The sequence below is a fragment of the Enterobacter cloacae complex sp. 394I7 genome (assembly GCF_057320345.1).
Map to the genome: position 1 here is coordinate 1,976,780 of NZ_JBXWCR010000001.1, position 24,821 is coordinate 2,001,600.

Genomic DNA, 24,821 nt, shown 5'->3' on the forward strand with positions numbered 1-24,821 from the left:
GCTAACGATTAGTGACTGTCAGACTTGTATTCGTACTCGTAGTAACCGTAGTCCTGGTAACCGGTCGCACGACGGAAGATGGAGTTCAGGATCACCCCTTTCACTTCAATTCCGTTTTGCTCGAAGCGGCTCAGGCTGGTTTCCACTTCCTTCAGCGTGTTCACCGCGTAACGCGCCACCATCAGCGTGGTGCCCGCATGGCGGCCCACAATGGCGGCATCGGTCACCGCCAGAATTGGTGGGGTATCAATCAACACCAGGTCATAGTTTTTGCTCGCCCACTCCACCAGCTCGCTAAAACGTTCACTCATCAGCAGCTCTGATGGGTTTGGCGGCACCTGACCACGCGGAATAAGGTCAAACTTCGGCACCGTCGTCGGTTTTGCACTCTGGCTAATCTCACCTTTGCCCAGCAGGATTTCCGACAGCCCGTTGACGTTATTGGTACCCAGCAGTTCGTGGGTATAGCCCTTACGCATATCGCAGTCGATCAGCAGCACCCGTTTATTGGTCTGGCTCACCACCGCCGCCAGGTTGGCACAGACAAAGGTCTTACCAATTGACGGGCTGACACCGGTCAGCATCAGAACATTGTTTTTGGCCTGCATCATGGCGAAGTGCAGACTGGTACGCAGACTACGAATTGCTTCGATGGCCAGATCGGTTGGGTTACCCACGGCCAGCAACTGACTTTGTTTGTAACGCTTAACGCCTTTGGTGGTTTTGACGCTGTCACGCGATTTTTGCCACTCCGACAGCGGGATGCTGGCGTAGACGTTGATACCGCTCTCTTCCAGTGCCTGCGGGCTTTCGATTCCACGGTTGAACAGCGAGCGAAGCAGCACGCCAACGATGGAGAGGATAAGACCCAGAATAATGCTGCCGAGAATGATGAGGGCTTTCTTCGGCTTCAGCACCCCAGGCTGGGTGATGGCCGGGTCAACGATGCGCACATCACCAACGGTACTGGCTTCGGTGATTTTCAGCTCCTGCTGTTTATTCAGCAGTTGCATGTACACCTGCTGTCCGGATTCCACATCGCGGGTCAGACGTACGATTTCCTGCTGCGTTTTAGGCATCGCAGTGACGCGGTCGTTGAGTTTCGCCTTCTCTTCTTCCAGCGTGCGGCGTTTCTCAAGCAGCGTACGGTAGGCCGGGTGACGCTTGGTATAAAGCTTGGAAATCTCCGCCTCTTTGAAGGTCAGCTCGTTAAGCTGCGCATCAATGTTAACCATCGAGTCGAGAACGGATTTCGCTTCCAGCGGCAGGTCGACAGAGTCTTTATCCTGACGATAGGCGTTCAGCTTGTTCTCGGCATCATCCAGACGGGCGCGGACCTCCGGAAGCTGTTTGGCGAGGAATGCCAGGCTTTTCGCTGCTTCAGCCGATTTACGCTCAACGTTCTGCTCAAGATAGTTACGGGTGATGCTGTTGAGGATGTCGCGGATCTGATCCTTATCTTCACCGGTAAAGGTCATGCTCAGGACACCGGTGTCCTTGCCGTTTTCAGTGACGGTCAGGTTGTTCTGCAGATTGTTAATCATTCCCAGCGTGGAGAATTTGGTCACGGTAAATTCACCGCCCTCCTGGGCGTGGATCGCGCTGACCATCATGCTGACACCCTCTTTCGTCAGCATCTGCCCCACCTCACCGCGCGCGCTAAAGCCCGCATCGCTGGTCAACTGGTACTGTTTCGGGCCTAACACCGTCAGGGTAAAGGTCTGATCCGCGCTTCCTTTTGGCAGCACAAAGTCAGTCACTTTGACCGTGTCGTTGCTGCGTCCCATCAGACGGTCCCAGCCGGCACCAAAGATCGGGAAGGTATTTTTGGTGACGGAGATATCAAGGCCGAGGTCGTGAACGGTTTTACCCAGAACCAGGCGCGACTGGATCAGCTGAATTTCCGCATCGGAGGCCGGCGGTTTGTTCGCCAGTGCGGAGCCAATGTCCTGCACCAGCGAGTTACCGGTATTTTGCTCAATCTGCACCAGCGCATCGGCACTGTAGATTGGCGTCGCAAACAGCGTATAGACGACGGCCGCCGCGGCAAACACGGCGGTGATCCCAAGCACCCACCACTTTGCCTCTACGACGGTGCCGACCAGGCGACCAATATCGATTTCATCACTGCCCGAAGTCGGGGCGGCAGAAGGTTTTGTTTTTTCTGTCATTGTTATCCCTGCTGAACTTTCAGTGCCTGCGCCCACTGACGGGCAGACTGGTCAAGTAAGGTGTATACCGCCTCGAAGGCCTCATGGCTTTTGCGATATGGATCGGGGATTTCGCGTTCATTGTCCCAGTGACCAAACAGCATCACCTTGCCGCGCATCTCCGGTGCGATATCACACAGCGCATGGATATGGCGTTTTTCCATCGTCAGGATCAGGTCATACTCCCGGCACATACGGCCGGTGACCTGACGGGCGATGTGCCCGTCGAGCGAAAGGTTATGATCGCGGGCCACGCTCGTTGCGCGCTCATCGGCACCTTTACCGACCAGCGCACCCAGCCCTGCGGATTCAACGGTCAGTTCGGGCTGGTAGAGTTTCAGCAGCCGTTCAGCCGTAGGGGAACGGCAAATGTTCCCCACGCATACCACCAGAATTTTGTTAAACATCGCGGATTACCAGGTATGAATGTCGCGCGCCGTATCCGTCATGTAGCGAACGCCACTGATGGTTGGCAGCAACTGGTTGATCAGACGGTTCCAGCGGGCAACCGGTGCGGTGGTGACATACACCACATCGTATGGCTGGAGACGGAACTCCGTTGCCATCACCAGAGACGTCGCATCGGACATATCCAGCTGGTAGATGTTGGCAATCTTGCCTTTCGCACTGCCCTCACCTTTCAGCGGACGGATCACGAAGATACCGGTGGCGTTGGAGGTGGTCAGATCAATACCCTCTGCATTACCCAGCGCTTCGGTCAGGGTCATGCCGCTGAAGTCCATTTTGAGGGTGCTCTGTTTCTTAACTTCGCCCATCACGAACACTTTCAGATCGTCATTGCGCGGTACGTAGAGAATGTCGCCCGGATAGAGCAGACGGTTCTGAGTCAGGTCACCGTTTTGCATCAGCGCCTGCAGCGAAATGCGCTGCTCTTTGCCGTTGTGCGTCAGAACCACGTTGCGCCAGTCGGCACCGTCGGTTAAACCGCCGGCGGCGTTAATGGCATCCAGAACGGTCAGCGGTACGTTGGTGATGGCCTGTTGACCGGATTTATTCACCTGTCCGGAGATATAGGCTTTTTGCGAGCGGAATGCGGCGATATTAACGTCCACCTGCGGGTCGGCGATGTACTGCGCTAAGCGGCCGGTAATATCACTGCGGATTTCGGCGAGCGTTTTCCCGGCAACGTGTACCTTGCCAATATAGGGATAGAACATGGTGCCGTCTGACTGTACCCAGTTACCGGTGTCGCTTGAGCTACGGTACTGGCCCGCTGGTGTGGTCAGTTCAGGGTGGTCCCAGACGGTGACGTTGATGACATCACCCGGCCCCACGCGGTACTGGTAGGAGGCAATCTCCTGATCCAGAGACATATTCGGCTGAGCAACATTCGGACGTGGGCGTAATTGTTCGACCAGACGTGGCGTGAGTGGATAAACATTCACCATTTTGTCGAGATCAAAATCGGCATCCTGCTGCTTGATCACATCCTTACCCATTGTTGACATATTGCTGCCGGGAAAGACCGTACAACCACTCATCAAGGTCACAGACACCAATAATGGCATCAATTTCATTTTGGATTTCATCATTGATTATTTATCACTTTGGCAGAGTAATTATCCTGTGCAATTTAAAATAAGCCGGGTCGTATTGGGTTTCAGCATGCAGTTAATCAAATAGAAATATAACTGGCATCAGTCCTAAAAAAAGCTTATTCATCCATTGGCTATTGACAGAATAATCGAGGCTGATTCACACGCTTTCAGGCACGCTACCGCCCTTGGCTTTCAGTTACCAATCCACTGACTAAACAATGTGTTATGGATAGACACCCTCTTGAACAAGGTCTTCTGGAAATATATCAGCCGCAAAAACGCCCGACGGATAATCAATAACCATTCCTGAAGACCGAAACAATAATAGCAACAAGGAGATTTAACATTTGATGCTGGAGGAATTGTTGCAGCTAACCTAATAGCAGGCAAGGAGACAACTGTCCTAATAACTGTTTTTAAGATTAATATTAAGAGCAAAGTTTTGACCTTTTAGGATTTTCTTTATATTGACAAAGCAACAATAAAAACCATTAATTGCGATATATCCTAAAATGTACTGTGCGTAATAAAATATACGTAATTACCTTATTTACAGCGCCAGCGTATTGCTCTCTTTTTGTTCGGCCTTATTAAGAGAAATCTCAGCCCGGCATTGCAATTTCCCGCCGCTTTATCCATGATCGAAGTGTGACATTCGTCATATAACAGAAGGTATTGCTATTACTATGGAATGGATTGCCGATCCATCAATCTGGGCCGGACTGGTGACGCTGGTTGTCATCGAATTGGTGCTCGGTATTGATAATCTGGTCTTTATCGCCATCCTCGCCGAAAAACTGCCCCCTTCTCAGCGTGACCGCGCTCGCGTAACGGGCCTGCTTTTGGCGATGGTGATGCGGTTGCTGCTGCTGGCCTCTATCTCCTGGCTGGTCACGCTGACACAGCCTCTGTTCTCCGTTCACGGCCTGAGCTTCAGCGCCCGTGACCTGATCATGCTCTTCGGTGGCTTGTTCCTGCTGTTTAAAGCGACAGTTGAACTTAATGAGCGGCTCGAAGGCAAAGACAGTGAAAACCCGACCCAGCGACGCGGGGCAAAATTCTGGCCTGTGGTGGCGCAAATCGTGGTGCTGGACGCCGTCTTCTCACTGGACTCGGTGATCACCGCCGTCGGGATGGTTGACCACCTGGCCGTGATGATGGCCGCAGTGATCATTGCCATTACGCTGATGGTGATGGCGAGTAAAGCCCTGACCCGGTTCGTTAACAGCCACCCGACCATTGTTATTCTCTGCCTGAGTTTCCTGCTGATGATTGGCTTTAGCCTGGTGGCAGACGGGTTTGGATTCCACATTCCGAAAGGCTATCTGTATGCCGCCATTGGTTTCTCAGTAATGATTGAAGCGCTGAACCAGCTGGCGATATTCAACCGTCGCCGTTTCCTCTCAGCGAATCAGACGTTACGTCAACGCACGGCCGACACGGTCATGCGCCTGCTGAGCGGGAAAAAAGAGGATGCGGAACTGGATGCGGAATCCGCCGCGATGCTTGCCGATCACAGTGACGGGCTGATCTTTAATCCGCAGGAGCGACTGATGATTGAGCGAGTGCTCAATCTTAATCAGCGGACGGTCAGCAGCATCATGACATCACGGCATGACATTGAGCATATCGACCTGACGGCACCGGAGGAGCACATTCGCGCCCTGCTGGATAAAAACCAGCACACCCGCGTGGTTGTCACCGGTGGTGAAGAGGAAGAGGAGTTACTGGGCGTGGTGCACGTCATCGACCTGCTGCAACAGCAGCTGCACGGTGAAGCACTCAATCTGCGCGCTCTGGTGCGCCAGCCGCTGGTCTTCCCTGAAGGACTGCAGCTGCTTTCTGCCCTTGAGCAGTTCCGTAACGCGCGCACTCACTTTGCCTTTGTGGTGGATGAATTCGGTTCCGTTGAAGGACTGGTCACGCTCAGCGACGTCATGGAAACCATCGCCGGTAATTTGCCCAACGAGGTGGATGAGATTGATGCGCGCCACGACATCCAGAAAAATGCCGACGGGTCGTGGACGGCGAACGGCCATATGCCGCTGGAAGACCTGGTGCAATATGTGCCGCTGCCGCTGGATGAAAAACGCGAATACCACACTATTGCCGGTCTGCTGATGGAATATTTGCAGCGTATCCCGCAACCGGGAGAAGAGGTTCAGGTGGGCGACTATCTGCTTAAAACGTTGCAGGTTGAGAGCCACCGTGTACAGAAGGTGCAGCTCATTCCACTGCGGGATGAAGAAGAACTGGACTATGAGGTTTAGTGAGTTGTTTTGCCCGGTAGCATGTGCGCTACCGGGCGCCCGGGCATCAAAGCTTATCTAACAGCTTCTTCACATCCTTCCCTGACTGTGAATCTTTATTCCGATCCGCCCAGTCGTTCAGACGACGTTTCGCTTCGTCCTGCAGATGTTTGCGCAGGATCTGATCCACCTGAAGGCTGTAATTCAGCGCCTGCCATTTGCCATAGACAGTGAGTGGAACCGGCGTCTCTTTAAGGAAGTCGATCAGTTTACTTTCACCCTGCCAGCCGGAAAGTACCCGCACGTTAAATCGGGTATCCGCCGTCTCTTTCACCAGATCCAGCTTACCTTCACCGGTTAACGACAGGAGTGAAGAGGTCCCCTGCATTCCGTTGAGAGTGAGCTGCCCGTTGTCCAGCGTCAGGTCAGTGGTAAAGCTGTCGAGGCGCGTTGCGCTGTCGTAGTTTTCCTGGGCTTTGACATCACTACTGCGCTCCACCGCCTGCTGCACCAGCTGCTGGAAGTTAAGCCCTTCCATACGGGAATCTTTCAGATCAAGATGGGCCTGCCCCTGCCATTCGCGGCGGAAAGCCTCAGCATCAATCTTCGTCCCCGAGAAGTCACCCGCCAGCGTCAATTGGCCCGTTAAGGAGATCGGGTAATTAAAGGCTTTAAGGATGGTACCAATCTCAACGTTGTCGAGACGCGGCTGGAATTCGGCGCTGGCCGTCTCTTTACGCACGTCCAGCGTGCCCGGCAGAGAAAGATGTCCGGCGCCCATTTTGCCGCTCAGTTCGGAGATCACCAGCAAACCGTTATGGTTAAACATCTGGCTGCTCACGTCGGTAAAATCGATACCGCGCCAGCGCAGGCTGTTAGCTTTCAGTAAGATATCGGCCGTGAATCCACGAAGACCGTTATAGTCTGGCTGATCAAGACTCGAGGAGATGACCGGACGCGGCTTGGACGGCTGGCTTTGCCCATTCTGAGCGGCGTTACCGTCGGTTGCACCCGCTGGCTGAGGCGGAAGTAAGTTCTCCAGATTGAGCTTGTCAAACTGCAGATTCATTACCCACTTCGGCTTCTCCTCAAGCGTGACGCTCGCCTGCCCTGTCAGACTGCTGTCATTCGCCTGCAGATTGAGGTTATCCAGCTCAAGCTGTTTTTGCTCTTCGCGCCACACGGCCTGCAGCGTTCCCTGACCGGTGATCCCCTGGGCAGGAAGATCGGCTCCCATCAGTTGCCAGTTCAGTTGCTGAATATCCGCCGTGAGCTGATGGGGGTAATCCGAGGCATTCACGTTGGCGTTCAGCGACAGATTCAGATCGCGCTGATCGCGGTTCAGCCTTCCGCTAAACTCCAGCGAGGCAATATGATGGGCGTCCTGCTCCATCTTCAGGTTGATGTTACGGACGGTTACCTGCTCGTCGGACTCATGCTGGAAAACCAGCACGCTGTCGGCGACTTTCAGTTTGGCTATATCAAATGACCAGCCCGTATCCGTCGGCTCGTCGGGCAGCGTATTTTCCCGCGGGGCGACCGGTGCATCCGAGTCACGCACGGCTTCAGTTTGCGGAGTCAGCTGAATCACCGCCCCTTTCAGCATCACCTGGTCGACCTGCAACTGGTGTGAAAAGAGCGGGATCAACGCCACATCAAGACGCATGTTATCGGCAGAGACCAGCGGCTGGGAGGCACCCGGCGCGGTTAACGACATGCGGCCTGAGAGAATGCTGAGTTGCGGCCAGACGTGCCAGCGCAGCGGCCCATCAAGCTTCAGTTGATAACCACTACGCGCTTCGACCTGCCGCACCATGTAAGCACGGAAATCATTAGGGTTAACAAGCAGGACTAACGCCGAAAGGCCAGCAACCAGAACCACCAGCAAAATCATCAGCGTTGTCAGAACTCTTCTCATAGCATCCTCAGTGGACTAACGATCAGTCTTTATCAATACGGCTCGCGACCGCACCCTGCTGGTCGCGATATTTAGCGTCCTGACGGCGGTTATAAGGACGATCTGCCGGACCGGTTAGCGGTTCAAAGCTCAGCGCACCGATCATCATCCCTGGACGCAGTGCCAGAGGCAGTTTACCGGCATTGAAGAACTCGAGCACGATACGGCCCGACCAGCCTGGATCGATACGGTGCGCGGTCACGTGAACCATCAGCCCCAGTCGCGCCAGAGAAGAACGGCCATCGAGCCAGCCGACCAGGTCCGCAGGCAGCGTCACGGATTCATAGGTCACCGCCAGCGCCAGTTCACCCGGATGCAGATAAAAGGCTTCGCCCTCGTCAATAACGATTTCATCACTCATCACGCGATCAAGCGCGGCGCTGACTTCATCCTTCGGCCCGCTAAGGTCGATGAACGGTGCGGTATGGCCGCTAAAGGTGCGGAATTTATTTCCCAGGCGCACATCAACAGTCACACCATTGATACGCTCCACGGGTGGACGTGGTGTAATAGACAGACGGCCTTCATCCAGCCAGGCTTCAATATCGCGATCACAAAGACGCATCGCACTTTCTCCTTTCATGCATCGTACCCTGAAGCCATAAAGACTCAGGGCAAAACCAGGTTATCCCTGAACGGTACACAATTCGCGCGGCTTATTCAAAAAACTGGCTGATTTTCGCTTTTAAGATATCAATGGCTATGCGGTTTTTACCGCCGCGAGGCACGATGATATCGGCGTATTGCTTGGATGGTTCAATGAATTGCAGGAACATCGGGCGGACAGTTTTCTGGTATTGCGCCATCACGGAGTCCATCGAACGTCCACGCTCATTCACGTCACGCTTAATGCGGCGCATCAGGCAGATATCCAACGGCGTATCGACGAAAATCGAGAAGTTCATTGATTCACGCAGACGGGAGTCGGTCAGAAGCAAAATACCTTCAAGGATAATGACCTTCTTCGGTTCGATACGGATCGTTTCCTGCGTACGGGTATGTTCTACATAACTATAGACGGGAAGTTCAATTGCATGGCCGCTTTTAAGTGCTTCTAAATGCTGGAACAGTAAGCTGTGATCCATCGCATTAGGATGGTCATAGTTAGTTTTTACGCGTTCTTCCATCGACAGATGGGATTGATCTTTGTAATAGCTGTCTTCGGGAATGACGCCGATATGCTCATCACCAACTTGTTCACGCAGTTCGCGGTAAAGCGTACTGGCAATAAGACTTTTACCTGAAGCCGATGCGCCGGCGATGCCTATAATGACGCACTGATGAGACTTATCAGTCATAAATTTAGCGACCTGATTAACCTGGATGTTAAGGAAGGACGACGCCGGAGCGTCAAACGCGGCAATTATAGGGATTTCGCGGGCATGATACCAGTCGAAAGCGCAGGTTCTGCGAGACAGGGTGAAAAGCGACGAAATGATCCCTTTGTGAAATTTAAACGCACGTTTTTTCAGCGTTTGTCGGGGATTTTTTACCGAGTAACTATTTAATAAGTCTATGATGTCAAATTATGAGCAGTCGCCATATGAATTGTAAATTGTTTGTACTAGCATAAACCAAATTATCAAATTCACTCGTCCGGACTTCTCTCCTGACGGCATGGCGTCTCTGGATAAAGCGGTAATGAATAAACAATACCAGCGGGTTTTGATTACCACCCCACATCCTTTATTGCGACTTGTCTGTCTGGGCCTGGTCACCTTTATCTTTACCTTATTTTCGCTGGAGCTGACCCGCTTCGGCACCCTGCTCGCCCCGCTCTGGTTCCCTACCGCCATCATGATGGTGGCCTTTTACCGTCATGCAGGAAAGATGTGGCCGGGTATCGCCCTGGCCTGCTCGTTTGGCAATATCCTGGCCGCGTGGATGCTTTTCTCCTGGTCGTCGATCAACCCGATCTATACCGCTATCAACGTGGTTGAGGCCGTGATTGGCGCGGTGTTACTGCGTAAACTGCTCCCGTGGTATAACCCCCTGCAGAATCTGAATGACTGGGTCCGTCTGTCCATCGGCAGTGCGCTGGTGCCACCGCTGGTTGGCGGGGTGCTGGTGTATCTTCTGGTGCCGGGTCCGGAGCCGCTGCGTAATTTCCTCGTCTGGGTGTTATCAGAAGCCATTGGCGCGCTGGCGCTGGTGCCGTTAGGGTTACTGTTTAAACCTCATTATCTGCTGCGTCACCGCAACCCAAAATTGCTGCTGGAAACGCTCGCCACCATGGCCGTGACGCTTGCTCTCAGTTGGATGGCGATTACCTGGCTGCCGTGGCCCTTCACCTGCGTTATCGTTCTGCTTATGTGGAGCGCCGTGCGCCTGCCACGAATGGAGGCGTTTCTGGTGTTTCTGGTCACCGTGATGATGGTCTCGCTGATCATGACGCGTAACCCTGCATCCATGACGCCGCAAAACCTGCTGGTGACGCTAAACGCGCCCTGGCTGCCCTTTTTGATGATGCTGTTGCCGGCCAATATTATGACCATGGTGATGTATGCCTTTCGCGCCGAACGCAAACATATCACCGAAAGTGAAGCGCGTTTTCGTAACGCAATGGAGTATTCCGCCATCGGCATGGCGCTGGTCAGCATTGAGGGGCAGTGGCTTCAGGCCAATAAAGCCCTGTGTAACTTCCTGGGATACAGCCAGACGGAGCTTCAGGCCCTCACCTTCCAGCAGTTAACCTGGCCGGAAGATTTGAATACCGATCTCGAACAGCTGGAGCAGCTGGTCAACGGCGACATCAACACCTACACCCTTGAGAAGCGTTACTACACCCGCCATGGTGAAGTGGTCTGGGCCCTGCTTGCCGTCTCCGTGGTGCGCCACACCGACGGTTCACCGCTCTATTTTATCGCCCAGATTGAAGATATTAACGACCTGAAGCAGACCGAGTGGGTCAATAAACGCCTGATGGAGCGCATCACCCTCGCCAACGAAGCGGGCGGTATCGGCATCTGGGAGTGGGATCTGGAGCCAGACATTATCAGCTGGGATAAGCGGATGTTTGAGCTGTATGAGATCCCACCGCACATCAAGCCCACCTGGCAGCTCTGGCACGAAACAATGCTCCCGGAAGACCGCGCTCACGCTGAAAAGGTGCTCCGGGATTCCCTCATTTCACGTTTGCCGTTTAAGCTTGAATTCCGCATTCGTGTTAAAGAAGGCGTGCGCCATATACGCTCTCTGGCGAACCGGGTACTGAACAAACAGGGTGAAGTCGAACGCCTGCTCGGCATCAACATGGACATGACCGAGGTGAAGCAGCTCAACGAAGCGCTGTTCCAGGAAAAAGAGCGTTTGCACATTACCCTCGATTCCATCGGTGAAGCGGTGTTGTGTACCGATATCGACATGAACGTCACCTTTATGAACCCGGTTGCCGAGAAAATGAGCGGCTGGCTGCAGACCGAGGCTATCGGGCAGCCTGTCCTGAAAGTGTTGCACATCACCTTTGGTGAAAAGGGACCGCTGATGGAGAATATTCACAGCGGCGATATGTCTCGTTCCGATATAGACCAGGACGTGGTGCTGAACTGCCGTACCGGCGGCAACTACGATATCCACTACAGCATTACCCCGCTCAGTACGCTGGACGGGCAAAACATTGGCTCCGTGATCGTGATTCAGGACGTGACGGAATCGCGCAAAATGCTGCGTCAGCTCAGTTACAGTGCCTCGCACGATGCCCTCACCCACCTCGCAAACCGGGTCAGTTTCGAAAACCACCTCAAACGGCTCTTACAGACCGTACAGGAGACACGCCAGCGTCATGCGCTGGTGTTTATCGATCTCGATCGTTTTAAAGCCGTCAACGACACTGCAGGCCATGCGGCGGGTGATGCTCTGCTGCGGGAGCTTTCGTCATTAATGTTGACCATGCTCCGCTCCAGCGACGTGCTGGCTCGTCTCGGCGGGGACGAATTCGGGTTGTTGCTCCCGGACTGCAATATCGAAAGCGCGCGTTATATTACCGGCCGCCTGATTAACACCATCAATGACTATCACTTTATGTGGGAAGGACGTCTGCACCGGATCGGCGCCAGCGCGGGTATCACTCTGATTGATGAAAATAACCATCAGGCTTCAGAAATCATGTCGCAGGCGGATATCGCCTGTTACGCCTCGAAAAACAGCGGACGCGGCGTCGTCACGGTTTATGAACCCCAGCAGGAACGGGACCACGGCATGCGCAGCATGATGTCGCTTGATGAGCAGTGGCACATGATTAAAGACAATCACCTGATGATGATTGCCCGCAGCGTCGCGTCTCCACGGATACCGGAAAGCTGCAACTTCTGGCTGATTTCATTACGCCTGTGGACCAGCCAGGGCGAAGTGCAGGAAGAGCATGCGTTCCGCTCCGGACTTGCGGAGCCTGAACTGTTGCACGCCCTTGACAGACGTATCTTCAACGAGTTTTTCCGCACCTCCGCCGCACAGGTCGCCCACAAAGGCATGGGGGTCGGGCTTCCGCTGTCTGAAGCGGGTTTAGCAAGCGTCACGCTGGTTGATGAACTTGTCGACCTGCTGGAGAAGAGCCCCATGCCGGGCCGTCTGCTGCATCTGGTTATCGCTGCCGACGTGGTATGTAACCCGGATGAGAACCTGCAGCAGGGCCTGCAAAAGCTTCGCCATGCTGGCTGCCGCGTCGTGCTCAGCCAGGTGGGACGCGATATGAACGTCTTTAGCCACCTTAGCGCCAATATGGCCGATTATCTGATGCTTGATACGGAAATGGTGACGAATGTTTATGGCAACCTGATGGATGAGATGATGGTGACGATCGTTCAGGGGCACGCCCAGCGCCTGGGCATGAAAACCATCGCCGGTCCGTGTAACCAGCCCATCATGATGGACACGCTCTCCGGCATCGGCATTGATTTTATTTACGGCGACACCATCGCTGAGCCGCAGCCGTTGGATCTACTGCTTAATACCAGCTATTTCGCCATCAACTGATGGCGCCCAGCCGTCGGTATACCAGATGTGCAGCAACGCATACGAGCGCCAGGGCTGCCAGCGCTGGGCGTAGCGCCGAATTTGCGCAGGCGTCATCCCGGCAAAACGTTGCTTAATCAGATAATCATCCGGCAGAAAAACATCCTTCGCCTGCCAGCCGCGCAGGGCCAGGTAGTTTGCCGTCCAGCGTCCTATCCCGGGCCGCTGCTGTAAGGCCTTCATTCCCGCCTCAATATCCGCAGGAGGGGAAAGCGGAAACGTCCCGTCCACCACAGACTGAGCCAGATGAACGATCGACTCCGCCCGCTTTACCGGCATTCCAAGCGCTTTCAACGCCAGCGGGTCCGCTGCGGCCAGCGCGTGCGGGGTCGGGAAGCAGAGATAACCCGGGGCGTCTTCAACCGGCTCCCCGCACAGGGCGACAACGCGGGAAGCCAATTTTGCCGCCATCGCCACGCTAACCAGTTGCCCGAGTATCGCCCGCACACCCTGCTCCCAGGCATCCATCGCCCCCGGCAACCGTAAGCCTGGCCGTGCGGCCCCCAGATCCCCCAGTGTCGAGCGGATCGCCTGAGGATCGCAGTCAAGATCGAAAAGTCGCCCGATACGCTCAAGACAGCTCTGCGCAACCGGAATCAAGCCCGGGCTGAGCGTCACGGTAAGCGTAGGGGTTTGGCTGTCAGGCGTAACGCGAAATATCCCCTGATGCCCCTTGCAGGCGAAACTGCGCTCGTAATAGTGGTCCGTGACGGTCTCTACGCCCGCTACCGCACGTGCGCCAAGGAAACCAAACATCCATTGCCAGTCGTAAGGGGGTTGCCAGGTCAGGGTATACATCATCGCTCCTTTTTTGTTCCCCTCAGCATAAACCGAAAGGCCTTGTTTCGCCTTGCTTTCATATTCCTGTTGTCGCCAGGCAGACATTTCGCTAAAGTCTCGCCCCTTCTCACTGGCATGGGGATTAATCGTGTTTATTGGATTTGACTACGGTACGGCAAACTGTTCGGTTGCCATTATGCAAAACGGGCAACCACAGCTCCTGAAGATGGAAAACGAGAGCACGCTGCTGCCATCAATGCTCTGCGCACCCACTCGCGAAGCGGTCAGCGAATGGCTGTTCCGTCATCATCAGGTTCCCGCTACCGCGGCGGAAACCCAGGCGCTGCTGCGCCGTGCGGTCAGTTTTAACCGCGACGAAGATATCGACGTGACCCCTTCCAGCGTGCAGTTTGGCCTCTCATCGCTGGGCCATTACATTGACGATCCGGAAGAGGTTTACTTCGTTAAATCCCCGAAGTCGTTTCTGGGCGCCAGCGGGTTAAAACCACAGCAGGTGGCGATGTTCGAAGACCTGGTGTGCGCAATGATGCTGCACATCCGTAACCAGGCGCAGACCCAGGTACCCGATCCCATCACGCAGGCCGTTATTGGTCGCCCGATCAACTTCCAGGGTCTGGGCGGTGAAGAGGCTAACCAGCAAGCGCAGGGGATCCTCGAGCGCGCCGCACACCGAGCCGGTTTCCGTGACGTGGTCTTCCAGTATGAGCCGGTAGCGGCAGGACTGGATTTTGAAGCTACATTAACGCAAGAGCAACGCGTGCTCGTTGTGGATATCGGCGGGGGCACCACCGACTGCTCTTTACTGCTGATGGGGCCACAATGGCATCAGCGTCGTGACCGCGAAACCAGCCTGTTGGGCCACAGCGGCTGCCGCGTAGGCGGTAACGACCTGGATATTGCTCTGGCATTTAAAAGCCTGATGCCGCTGCTCGGCATGGGCGGACAAACCGAAAAAGGCATTGCCCTGCCAATTCTGCCCTGGTGGAACGCCATCGCCATCAACGACGTTCCGGCGCAGAGTGATTTTTACAGCACCGCGAACGGGCGCTTCCTGAACGATCTGGTACGCGACGCGCAGGACGCGGATAAAGTCGCCCTGCTCTATAAAGTGTGGCGTCAGCGTCTCAGCTATCGCGTAGTGCGTACCGCTGAAGAGAGCAAAATCGCCCTCTCTGACCGTGCTGAACACGCTGTCTCATTACCTTTTATCAGTGATGAGCTGGCGACCGCGATATCGCAGGAAGGGCTGGAAACGGCACTCGCCCAGCCGCTGCAGCGGATCCTCGAGCAGGTGCAACTGGCGCTGGAGAATGGCAAAGAGAAGCCGGATATGATTTACCTGACCGGCGGTAGCGCCCGTTCACCGCTTATCAAGAAAGCGCTGGCGGAACAGCTTCCGGGTATTCCGATTGCCGGTGGCGATGACTTTGGCTCCGTAACGGCAGGTCTGGCCCGCTGGGCACAGGTGATGTTCCGTTAAGCCCCGACGGAAGCCCTCGAAATGCGCAGGGCTTCCGTCGTTTACAGCGCGTTAAAACGCACATTTTCCTTTTTACCTGGCAGCACGCTGCCCTTTTTGCATGCCGCTTCTCTTGTCGTCGGCTGGCTTTGCTCGACAAATCGCCGGAAATCAGCGAACGGCACCGGGGGCAGGAAATGATACCCCTGCAGGTAATCCACCTGTTTGCTGATAAGCCACTCTCGCTGATAAGCGTACTCCACCCCTTCCGCCACGGTACGCAGCCCAAGAATCATCGCCAGATTAATAATCGATTCCAGCATCGGCAGCGGTTGGTTATCAGCCTGGATAGCGTTGATAAAGGTCTTATCAATTTTTATGACATCCAGTTCGAGTTCATTCAGATAGCATAAATTCGCGTATCCTGTACCAAAGTCATCCAGCGCAAACATCACCCCGCGATTACGCAGTGAACGTATCAGTTCTTTTATTGCAGGCGTCACGGCCAGCGTTTGATTTTCGGTGATCTCAATCATGAGCTTCACCGGTAACGATTCTGTCAGCTCTAAAAAATTGAGGCACTCCCAATAAAACACCGGGTTACTTAACGTGGTTGGACTGACATTAAACGCCACAAACAGCGGTGTATTTAACCCGTTATTCTTTTGCTTTAAGTCACTGGCAACTTTATGCATTAAATAGCTGGTGAGTTCATTAATCAGGCCACAGCCTTCTGCCAGCGGAATAAATTCTCGCTGCGAAATCGTGTAATTATGCCCTAATGGCCAGCGGGCCAAAATCTCTATACCACACAGCTCACCACCTGCACCGACAACGGGTTGATAATAAGGTAAAATTTCATCATTTTTGAGTGCCAGACTCAGACGCCCCGCATCATTATTATCATAACTACGCCCGGTGGATTTGCGCATTAACGTACTGTTCTGCCCCACATCTCTTTCAGTCAGGAAACCATTGCGGATAAGAAAAATAATAGATTCAATAAAATTTTTAAAACCAAGCCTGTGCGTTATTTTATCCCGGTAGCGATACAGGGATTTTGTGGTCAATGAATTTGCCCGGCAGAATTCGGCCTGCCCCTCTTTCGTCATCATGGCATTAAGCATGTCTGCCTCAAATTCGGTTAACGCGAAAACGTCCAGCTCATCTGATTTTACGCGTGATTCCGGTTGCGGGGTGGTCATCAGTATACGCGTGAGTATATCGATGACGGTCGTATAATGCAGTGTTACATCAATTGAGGTACTGTATTCATAGCCTCGATTAATACACTCATTTTCGCTCAACCTGAGAACAACGCTGTTTACCATGATAAACTGGCTACTGTTACGATGTAGCCATTTCTTCACCAGGAAAAAGGGCATCCGGTTATCAACAATTAACAGACAGGAGTTGTATTGCTGAAAAGAAAGGTCTGACTCTGATATAAATGTCTGACTGTCGACCAGTACCAGATTAGGCAAAAAGCCCTAAGCCCGGCGAAAAGATAAATGTCATAACTGAGCAGGAAGACCTTTTTCTTATTCATAATAATCACCATCACGTTTTCATTGTAAAACGCAGCCTTCCCGAACAGGAAAGTGTATTCACAATTGACCTGGTATTCACATAGACTTAAGGTAAAACAAATAAAATGCCTTTAGATTGCATAGTGTGTAGTAGCTCATCCCCCTTGCAATAAAACTGAGCGCAGGGGAAATGATAAGAATATTCTTGCTGTATCGGTAGCGAATTCTGAGGTCCGAAATGAGTACAAACTTATGCGCTTATATTCACATTCGGACAAACTTTAGTGATAATAAACACTATTTTAACAGAATAAAAAACCATAAATGATGCGACACATAGGTTATTATTTCAGAATAAGACGATACCCTATTCTGAGGATTACGCTGCCCGACACACCAACAGGGTGCGTCGCAAATCGCGTATACCGTACACATTGTGCGCAATATGCATTATTTTATAATAGAAGTTGTGTTGCTTAGACATAATTAATCCCGTGATCTCATCAGGCAAATCATCATTATCATTTTTGATCACAGAAACCCGTTGGGTACGTATGTAGCCGTCACTATCATTACCTAAAAATTTAAGCATCGTGGAACGGTTAATGGCGTAGCTTTTCCCATTAACATTAATCACGCCCACTTGTGACAATACCCCCTCTTCAGCAGATGATATCCTGAAAACCAGCAATACCTCCCCTTCGATGTGCATACCTGTTTTTTGCGTATTGAGCACAAGATGGTTCTTCGCTGAGCATACCAGCGCTGCCGGAACCTCATGACGTTTAAATAAAAACAAAAAAATGATAACAAGCGCTACGGCAAGACTAAAATACATAATTTTCGCACGCATGTGCAACTCCCCGGGAGCCTAACGTACAAATACTGAAAAATGATTCCTTTAGTTTATTACCTGCAGACAATCCATTGTCATCATAAAACACAATGACCTTATTTCTTCCCTTACAGATAGATTTGAATTGCTGCCATCGGGATGAATTCAAAAAAGTGGATATTTTCTCAACTGAATTATCATCTGTCGTAAATATTTCACAGGAACCGGATTTTTGTACATGCACGACACCATCGGTATCTCGTAATAATTTTGGCAGAAGGACAAAGCCAGATATCACCAGGCTGATGCCTAACATTCCGCCAACGATCGTTTTACCGTATCGCCTTAACCCGGGTTTGGTGGCGGAGGTTAATGCAGTGATGCTATGCGGCAACGCATCTTCTTTTACGTTTTCGATCTGCGCCTGAAAAACAAATCCTTCTCGGGGGATAGTTGCGATCAGATTATCCATTCCCAGTTCTGCTAACGTTTTGCGCAAAATACTGACATTTTTATTCAGACTGTGACCTGATGGGATCAACCCATACCTTCCCCACACTTCTTCTATAATCAGATCCCGATGTAATTGTTTGCGGTTATTCGCAATAAAGAGCTCCAGTAATCTTGCCGTTGCAGCGGACAGAACCACTCTTTCTCCCTGTACACTTAGCGCTCTGGTCTCTGAATCGTATACAATATGATCATTGATTATCTTTTTCATCCGGGAACTCTTTTATTATCGGCGGCAATGCCAGCACGCAGTACAGAATATATTCCCAGAGTTCAGTTAGCAATATAAGAACTGTTTCTTTAAACTTTAACTGTTATTTTTAAAACAACCATCGCCTATCGGTATATATTTTTTCAACGCAACGATGAATTTTTTATTTTTAGTGTTTAACGCGCTGCTTCGGTAGGTCTCTCCAGGCAGCAGGTAGCGCATCGTCGCCTCGTCATCGGTTGACTGGCATCCCTTGTGTACGATGATCCTGAAAAACGTATTGCCGGTATTTGTCAGCGCCCCTTTTTGCTCATCCAGAGTATAACCTAGCGTCAGCTTTCTGGGCCTGACCACCAGTATCGTATCCAATGCAATAGCGGGCACAGCTTCACTTGCTTTGCCTGAATGACGTTCAGCAAACAGCGTTACCGGCATCTCGTGAAACTGAATCCGGTAGTAACGCTCTTTGTCATCCTCGGGCCCGCGATAGAAGATCTTAAAATACTCCCCGGCGTCCGGGGCGAGCGAAAACGTGAGCGGTGTAAACAGCAACTCCCCGTCCTCTATTGGCAGACGCTTTTCCCCACCCGGGCCTGGACGGTCGATTTTAATCGCCGAAATGCTGTACACATTCTGTTTGTGGCTGTCGTTGTAAATACGTTTGCTAATGAACGACCGCTCTGCGGGGATATCATAGATCGTGGAGTCCAGATACAGCGCGTGGGCAGAAAGCGTGTAAAGCGCAATGCAGAGTCCCACCACACCCTCCGCGACCTTCCGCCAGCGCATCATTTTGTTACTCCCAGCCAGTTCGCGGTGACTTTGATTTCACCACTGGCGCTGACCACGCCTTCCCAGTCAGCGCCAGCCACCGTCAGTGCTGAGCGGGAATCATTCATCGGGAACAGCAGCGTTAAGTTGGTGCTGAAAAAGCTGCCATCATCCGTGTTGTTGGCATCCCATGGCACCTGTTGCCATAACGCATCGTTCAGACTAATGGCATTTTCACTGCAGCTGTTCCTCACCTGAGTAGGGCTTCCCGACGCGGTGTTGTATTGCAGATAGGCAGGGACAGGCACGTTTATCCCCCCCTGGGCCGACGTAAACAGGCAGTAAGGGGTATCGTTGATTGTCGTGCTGTCCCCGATAACCTGGGCCGTAATACTGTCAGCCTGACGGGGTCCCGATACGGTGACGACGTAATCCATCTCGATCGGCGCGTCATCTCCGATGGTGCCGCTTCCACTGGCAGAGGCCGTATTATTCGATGAGACAATGCTAATCCCATACTCCTTCGGCACAATATTGAGCTGCAAAGAGGGGGTAAACTGGTAATAGCCTGACTCCGGGGTTAATGCATTCGTAAACGCAAACGTAAAGGGCTGGCTGTTGGTAATACTGACGCCTGCATCCACCAGATTCTTAAGGAATGTTTTCGACAAAAAGACATAGATATACTGGCCAGATGTCGAAAAGACGTTGTAATACGCCGTCGAGGCGCTGAAGTTATACCATGTCGAGCCATTTCCTGAATATTTCACGGTGGTTGCGGAAGGGGTAAAACCCAACGCAGCAGAATCGATATACGCTCTAAACGTCAACGATGCCGTCAAATTTTGTGTCTGCTCAAGGTTGTATTTGACCATTTTACAAATTACGCCATCAACGTTACTGACAACACCCAGCTCACAGGATCCGGAATCATTTGTGATGCTTGGGGTTCCATCACTGGCGATCCACAGCTCCTGAAAGGCACTTGTTGATTCCAGCGCCAGATGTCCCCGCTTGTTTAACGTGTAATTGATGTAATTCCAGCGACCTGTTGTCTGATCCTTACAGCGTTGTCCTGAGGCGTAATCATAGTTAACCGAGGTATAGCAGCGGTTAAAAACATAGGTTTCGCTGCCACCCGTCGGCATATTACGAAAATACTCATAGGCTGAGTTGCTCAGCGAAGCAAAGCCATACGCTCCGCCAATAACCCCCGCCACGGATCCAACCTGCGCGTGGTAAAAACCATTGTTATCCACCCCCTGCCCGGCAATGTAGCCCGTCGTCGGACACTGCGAACCTCGGTAGCAGCGTATTCCTGTGAAAGGAGCATCAATGGGCGAATTATCAATCCACATATCCTGATAATTATTGGCCGGCGCAGTCCAAATGACATAACCCAGGTAACCGAGGCTGACCTGGGAGGTACCGTATTTAACCCAGGTATTTGAGCCGCTGAAACGGGGATCTAACGCGGACGGCGTAATGAAATACTCACCGTCAATGTCGTTCTCGATAAATAAAAACGTGTTGTTGATCGCCCCTGACGATGAGGCGGTCAGTGCCCTTGCGGAGAAGGGAATTAACCCCGCCAAAAACAGGAGCGAAATAAAAACGGAAGCACTTTTTTTCATAGCATTATCTCTGCGCCATCGTGGTTTGCGGTGCACATTTAACATCCCCTACCCACGCAGCGCCCCTGGCTTTTTCCAGATCTAAATCCGCTTCGCAGATATTACCGTTGGCGGACACCAGGGTAATAACGGGATACTTCTTATCAATATCAATGGCGAACTCACCTTTCGCGTCGGTGCGCGTTTTGCCAATGTGGTTATGAATGTCGGTATTTGACGCCAGTTCACCATTGGGATATCGCACCCGGCCAAACACGGTCACCATGCTTTTCACCTCAGGTGACATCACGCCGACGTTACCGGGATAAAGGTTAAGCGCCTGTTTACGGCCCGAGACAATGTCAAAACTGTCTTCAGAGTTTTTATCATTCATAATTTCCAGCTTGTATTGCGCGTAAGGCGGGAGTGCAATAAAGCTCGATTTGCCGCTAAGAATATAATTTCGGTTATTTATTTTTGCGGCCAGCTTTCCATCACCCACAAGATCGGTTTTCACAATAATGCCCGAGCGCTGTCGCTCTTTGCTCAGACCAAAATCGCCGCCCGCCCAGGCAACGGAACCCTGAGAGGAGAAGTTCATATTGGTCGAGTTGTCTGCTGAACGGGTCACCGAAACCGTCCCGCCGTTATAGCGGGTGTCATAACTCAGGTTGCCATTTACAGCGTAATTGTTGTCGTAGTTCTGCTCTCCACTCAGGCGAGTCGAGGCGGAAATGCCTGCAGACGTAATGACGCTATCCTCAAATTGTTTACGCGCGCTGATATTGCCCTGTGTTGCGCCGTAGCGATCGCGTGAAACCCCGACACTCATCCACGAGGCCAGCGGCAGCGATAAATCCAGGCTGACATAGCGTTCCTGACGTCCGTCATCATTCGTATTGTTGTAGTAATAGCGCTGTACCCCGGCCCGTAACCCCACTGTGGCGTACCGTCCCGCATAGAGGGTGGTACTGTAATCCAGGTTCCGGTAGGTATTACCGGAATAGCGGTTTTCGGTCTGGCTAACCGTTAACGTGCCACCGTGCGGAATAAACCGGCTCAGGTTCAATGTTGCGCCAACCGAATAGTTATCCCGCTCCTGCACCGGCAGACGGTTACCGATTTTGCTGTCTTCCCGCGACGCCCACAGCGATCCAAACCCGCCTGGAGCATTAAGACTGGCGCTGCTGACGTTGCGCCATGTTCCGTCGTTCGCCACCAGCGTTTGTGTCCCGACGCTGACATATTCGTTGACGTTAAGAGTAATGTCCGTTTCATTGACGGCATTGTCATCAAACCCATAACCTGTCGTTTTCAGGGTGAGCCCGGAGAGCATCGCCAGGGTTAACGAGGCCGCACCACCCGCAATCCAGGTCTGTTCACTGCCGGCATCACGGTAATGATTGCGTTTATAACTCACGCGGTCGTAATCAAGTGAACCGCCAAAAATTTGCCATGCGACTTCATGCAGGCCTGCGGCCTGCTGGCGGGCAAATATTTTATTCACCCGACTGACGCGGGTGTTCACCGTCCGGCCATTTACCACGACATCCACCGTGACGTCATACACACCGTAAGGGAACCGGCTGGTGTCAATTTCGTAGCTGCCCATGTTGAAGTTCTGAACGCTTAACAAGCGCCCATCACGAAACACATGCACTTCGCCGGCAGACGGTAAAAATATGGTTATTGGGATCAAGGACAGGGAGGTGTTTTCAACCACCGTACTGCCTTTATTGCCGTAGCTGACGCCGTAGATCTTGCCGCCATTCAGCGCATTGAGGCTGGCGATCGACTGAACGTTCCAGGTGTCGAGCATGCCCAACGCCAGACGATAACCCTCATAATCGCGCTCATACATGGCACGATAGAGTTTGCTGGAGCGGTTACTCTCGCCAATACCATAGACCGAGCCATTGATATTGAGGTGGTGCTCTCTCAACGAGGTGGTGTTATCCAGGGTTAAATAACTGCGAGAGCTGCTGCCATTGCGGTAGTCATTGTAATAGGTGCCAAAGTTGTAATTCAGCACAGTAGACAGTCGATCAACGCTGGACGGTCCCAGCAATGAACTGCGGGCGACTACCGCTTCAGTCAGGGCATCCCGGCTGACAATCATCTCCAGATGAAAAGAGGAGACGTTTAATTTCAGCCGTGCGTCTCGCGAAAGGGCAAGAGAGGTATTGTCGATAAATTTCGCATCGCCTATTTTTTCCACCATCTCGCGCGTTTTCTCTGAAAGCACCGCGTTATTGGGCAAATCGGCAACCATAATGGATTTTACAACGATATTTCCCTCAACCAGCGAGATGACCGCATCAGCAATTTTTTGTTGGCTTTTTGTATCCGTCTCCTGGTAGCGGATATAAACGGGGACCGTCATCCCCTGTTCAAGAGAACGCGCGAATGCCCCTGGAATAACATAATTACCAATCTTAACCGGTGCAGAATGCGCAACCCCTGATGTTAGCGCATAAGAGAGTAATAAACTCCCTCCTATAAGATATTTAAAAGACATACGCATCCTTACTTTTCGGTATTTTTATTACTGGTACCGGAAATGACGCCGTGTATTACTTCACTGTAATAAATTGCTTGCCATGCCAAATCCCAATACGGGTGCGACTGTTTGACACATCGCTTTTCTGCAATCTTATTTTTGTGCCTGGCATGACGTAATAACGCTCGCGACACCCGCGTCCCCGATCCTGTGACGCCTCTTTGCAGGCTCCGTAAGCAATGACCCGAAACGAGACGTTGCCTTTGTTGGTGATGACATCCCCGTCACGACCATATTCGAATCGCTCCTTGCGTGGCGCCACGACCAGTATTGTCCCGATTTCTGCCGACGCCGTCGCAATCGCGGCTTTGCCAGCCTTAGTCGATGCGCTTTCGCTTACGGGTTCGTCAACCCACTGCAGCCGGTAATAACGTTCTTTGTCATCTTCAGGGCCCTTATAGAAAAAGCGAAAAACATCTTTTGCATCACCGGGTAAAATAAGGCTCGCCGGTGTAGAAAGTAATTCTCCCGACGTTTCAAATTGCATTTCTGTTCCGTCAGGCAGCGGAGAAGAGAGCCTTTTTACGGTAACGCTCACATAGCGGGCGGAATCAGTGGTGTTAATAATTTCTTTTGATAACGCGTTTTGATCGGCCGTCATTATTGACGTGATATCACCCACATTAATCGCCAGACTGGAAAAGGATATAGCCATCCCTGCCAGCACTGCGAGTGGCAAATATTTCTTCATCAGTGCATTCCTGAGAAATTCGGGAGAGAGCCTCTCCCGAATTAATATTCATTACGCTGGAGTGGTCCAGGTTGCATTGAACTGAACTTTTACGTCACCCGTCCAGTAACCATCCGGCAGCGCAGAATAGTCAGTTACAGCAGTCGAACCGTCAGAAGTCGCTGAAGCGATGGAGAATTTGAAGCTGGACTGATCGCTTACACGCTCAGCGCCGTTATAGGCGCCATCGGCCAGCAGGCTTTCCAGACCTGAAGTGGAAGCCGCATTCACCAGAACGGTTTCGGCAGAGTTAGACAGCGCCTGACCATTCCATGCCACGCCCACATTCAGGGTAGATGCATCACCGCTTGCATTGGTCAGCGTATTGCTGATGACCTGAGCAGTCAGTTCAAAATCGGTTGCACTTTCCTGTCCCTGAATCGTCACATCAAAAGCGCCATCCTGAGTGTTAAACCCATTCAGGCCCTCTGCATACTGGAACGTCAGCGAGTTCAATGGGGTCACGACCAGCAGGCTGGTTGTATCTTTCGTTGCGGTTGCATCCCATGATGCGGTGGCAGATGCCGTAACATCAGCCATAGCATTTGCAGCAGCAAATACAGAAACCAGAGAGGCCACCAGTAATAATTTTTTCATTTTCATCTCCTGAGAACAAACGTACTGCCAGGTGCCATTTAATAAATAACCTGGAAGCTCCATTTAAATGCGAACGGGATTTACCGCGCCAAAAAAGTATTATTTGAATTATGTTTCAGGACAACCAATCGAATGACGAAAAAACCCTCCGTCGTTAGGATTTTTCTCATAATCATTCATGACGAGATCGCTTAAATAAAAATATAAAACTATTTAAATA

The 24,821-nt window shown here is 52.0% G+C and carries 17 protein-coding genes and 1 pseudogene; 3 read left to right on the forward strand and 15 right to left on the reverse strand.

Annotated features, from left to right (window positions below):
- Positions 1-8: 8 nt before the first annotated feature.
- Genes wzc through AC2FAP_RS09660 form a run of 3 tightly spaced genes read right to left on the reverse strand, consistent with a single transcriptional unit; the run spans position 9 to position 3,763 of the window.
- Positions 9-2,171, reverse strand: a complete 2,163-nt coding sequence (gene wzc, locus AC2FAP_RS09650; RefSeq protein ID WP_032680628.1) for a tyrosine-protein kinase Wzc — start codon at positions 2,169-2,171, stop codon at positions 9-11.
- A 2-nt stretch (positions 2,172-2,173) separates the two neighbouring features.
- On the reverse strand, positions 2,174-2,617 hold the full coding sequence (gene wzb, locus AC2FAP_RS09655) for a low molecular weight protein-tyrosine-phosphatase Wzb (protein WP_032678535.1): 444 nt from the start codon (positions 2,615-2,617) through the stop codon (positions 2,174-2,176).
- A gap of 6 nt (positions 2,618-2,623) precedes the next feature.
- Positions 2,624-3,763: a polysaccharide export protein gene (locus AC2FAP_RS09660; protein ID WP_014170829.1), complete on the reverse strand. Its 1,140-nt coding sequence runs from the start codon at positions 3,761-3,763 to the stop codon at positions 2,624-2,626.
- A gap of 692 nt (positions 3,764-4,455) precedes the next feature.
- Between AC2FAP_RS09660 and AC2FAP_RS09665 the strand changes: the two genes are divergently transcribed.
- Positions 4,456-6,039 carry a TerC family protein gene (locus AC2FAP_RS09665; RefSeq protein WP_020883259.1) on the forward strand — a complete coding sequence of 528 codons (1,584 nt, stop codon included), beginning with the start codon at positions 4,456-4,458 and terminating at the stop codon, positions 6,037-6,039.
- Between the two features lie 46 nt (positions 6,040-6,085).
- On the opposite strand, the gene asmA is transcribed toward AC2FAP_RS09665, so the two are convergent.
- From asmA to udk, 3 genes are all read right to left on the reverse strand, one after another.
- Positions 6,086-7,936 (reverse strand): outer membrane assembly protein AsmA, encoded by a 1,851-nt coding sequence (gene asmA, locus AC2FAP_RS09670; RefSeq protein ID WP_449541848.1) that lies wholly within the window; start codon positions 7,934-7,936, stop codon positions 6,086-6,088.
- Positions 7,937-7,958: 22 nt separating this feature from the next.
- Complete coding sequence (gene dcd, locus AC2FAP_RS09675; RefSeq protein WP_020883257.1) at positions 7,959-8,540, reverse strand: dCTP deaminase; 582 nt, start codon at positions 8,538-8,540, stop codon at positions 7,959-7,961.
- A 91-nt stretch (positions 8,541-8,631) separates the two neighbouring features.
- Complete coding sequence (udk, locus tag AC2FAP_RS09680) at positions 8,632-9,273, reverse strand: uridine kinase (RefSeq protein WP_449541847.1); 642 nt, start codon at positions 9,271-9,273, stop codon at positions 8,632-8,634.
- Between the two features lie 343 nt (positions 9,274-9,616).
- On the opposite strand from udk, the gene AC2FAP_RS09685 reads away from it, so the two are divergent.
- Positions 9,617-12,946: a diguanylate cyclase gene (locus tag AC2FAP_RS09685; protein ID WP_449541846.1), complete on the forward strand. Its 3,330-nt coding sequence runs from the start codon at positions 9,617-9,619 to the stop codon at positions 12,944-12,946.
- Here AC2FAP_RS09685 and alkA read toward each other — a convergent pair.
- On the reverse strand, positions 12,911-13,783 hold the full coding sequence (gene alkA, locus AC2FAP_RS09690) for a DNA-3-methyladenine glycosylase 2 (protein ID WP_410375165.1): 873 nt from the start codon (positions 13,781-13,783) through the stop codon (positions 12,911-12,913). The two genes, AC2FAP_RS09685 and alkA, sit on opposite strands and share 36 nt — an antisense overlap.
- Before the next feature lie 130 nt (positions 13,784-13,913).
- Between alkA and yegD the strand changes: the two genes are divergently transcribed.
- On the forward strand, positions 13,914-15,266 hold the full coding sequence (yegD, locus tag AC2FAP_RS09695) for a molecular chaperone (RefSeq protein WP_449541845.1): 1,353 nt from the start codon (positions 13,914-13,916) through the stop codon (positions 15,264-15,266).
- 41 nt (positions 15,267-15,307) lie between these two features.
- Here yegD and AC2FAP_RS09700 read toward each other — a convergent pair.
- The 8 genes and pseudogenes from AC2FAP_RS09700 to ecpA form a co-directional block, all read right to left on the reverse strand.
- A pseudogene (locus AC2FAP_RS09700) lies at positions 15,308-16,794 on the reverse strand (EAL domain-containing protein).
- A gap of 359 nt (positions 16,795-17,153) precedes the next feature.
- A complete protein-coding gene (locus AC2FAP_RS09705) occupies positions 17,154-17,627 on the reverse strand; it encodes a hypothetical protein (protein WP_020883251.1) in 474 nt (157 codons plus the stop codon).
- Complete coding sequence (locus AC2FAP_RS09710) at positions 17,602-18,330, reverse strand: winged helix-turn-helix domain-containing protein (protein ID WP_014170839.1); 729 nt, start codon at positions 18,328-18,330, stop codon at positions 17,602-17,604. The genes AC2FAP_RS09705 and AC2FAP_RS09710 overlap by 26 nt, the downstream gene beginning before the upstream one ends.
- 96 nt (positions 18,331-18,426) lie before the next feature.
- Entirely contained in the window at positions 18,427-19,119 is a 693-nt protein-coding gene (locus AC2FAP_RS09715) for a fimbrial biogenesis chaperone (protein ID WP_485452931.1), read from the reverse strand.
- Positions 19,119-20,735: a fimbrial protein gene (locus tag AC2FAP_RS09720; protein ID WP_072255707.1), complete on the reverse strand. Its 1,617-nt coding sequence runs from the start codon at positions 20,733-20,735 to the stop codon at positions 19,119-19,121. The genes AC2FAP_RS09715 and AC2FAP_RS09720 overlap by 1 nt, the downstream gene beginning before the upstream one ends.
- A gap of 4 nt (positions 20,736-20,739) precedes the next feature.
- A complete protein-coding gene (locus tag AC2FAP_RS09725) occupies positions 20,740-23,232 on the reverse strand; it encodes a TcfC E-set like domain-containing protein (RefSeq protein WP_449541843.1) in 2,493 nt (830 codons plus the stop codon).
- A 55-nt stretch (positions 23,233-23,287) separates the two neighbouring features.
- Positions 23,288-23,965, reverse strand: a complete 678-nt coding sequence (locus AC2FAP_RS09730) for an EcpB family pilus assembly chaperone (RefSeq protein WP_148576228.1) — start codon at positions 23,963-23,965, stop codon at positions 23,288-23,290.
- Between the two features lie 51 nt (positions 23,966-24,016).
- Positions 24,017-24,601: a common pilus major fimbrillin subunit EcpA gene (gene ecpA / locus AC2FAP_RS09735; RefSeq protein ID WP_020883247.1), complete on the reverse strand. Its 585-nt coding sequence runs from the start codon at positions 24,599-24,601 to the stop codon at positions 24,017-24,019.
- Positions 24,602-24,821 lie beyond the last annotated feature (220 nt).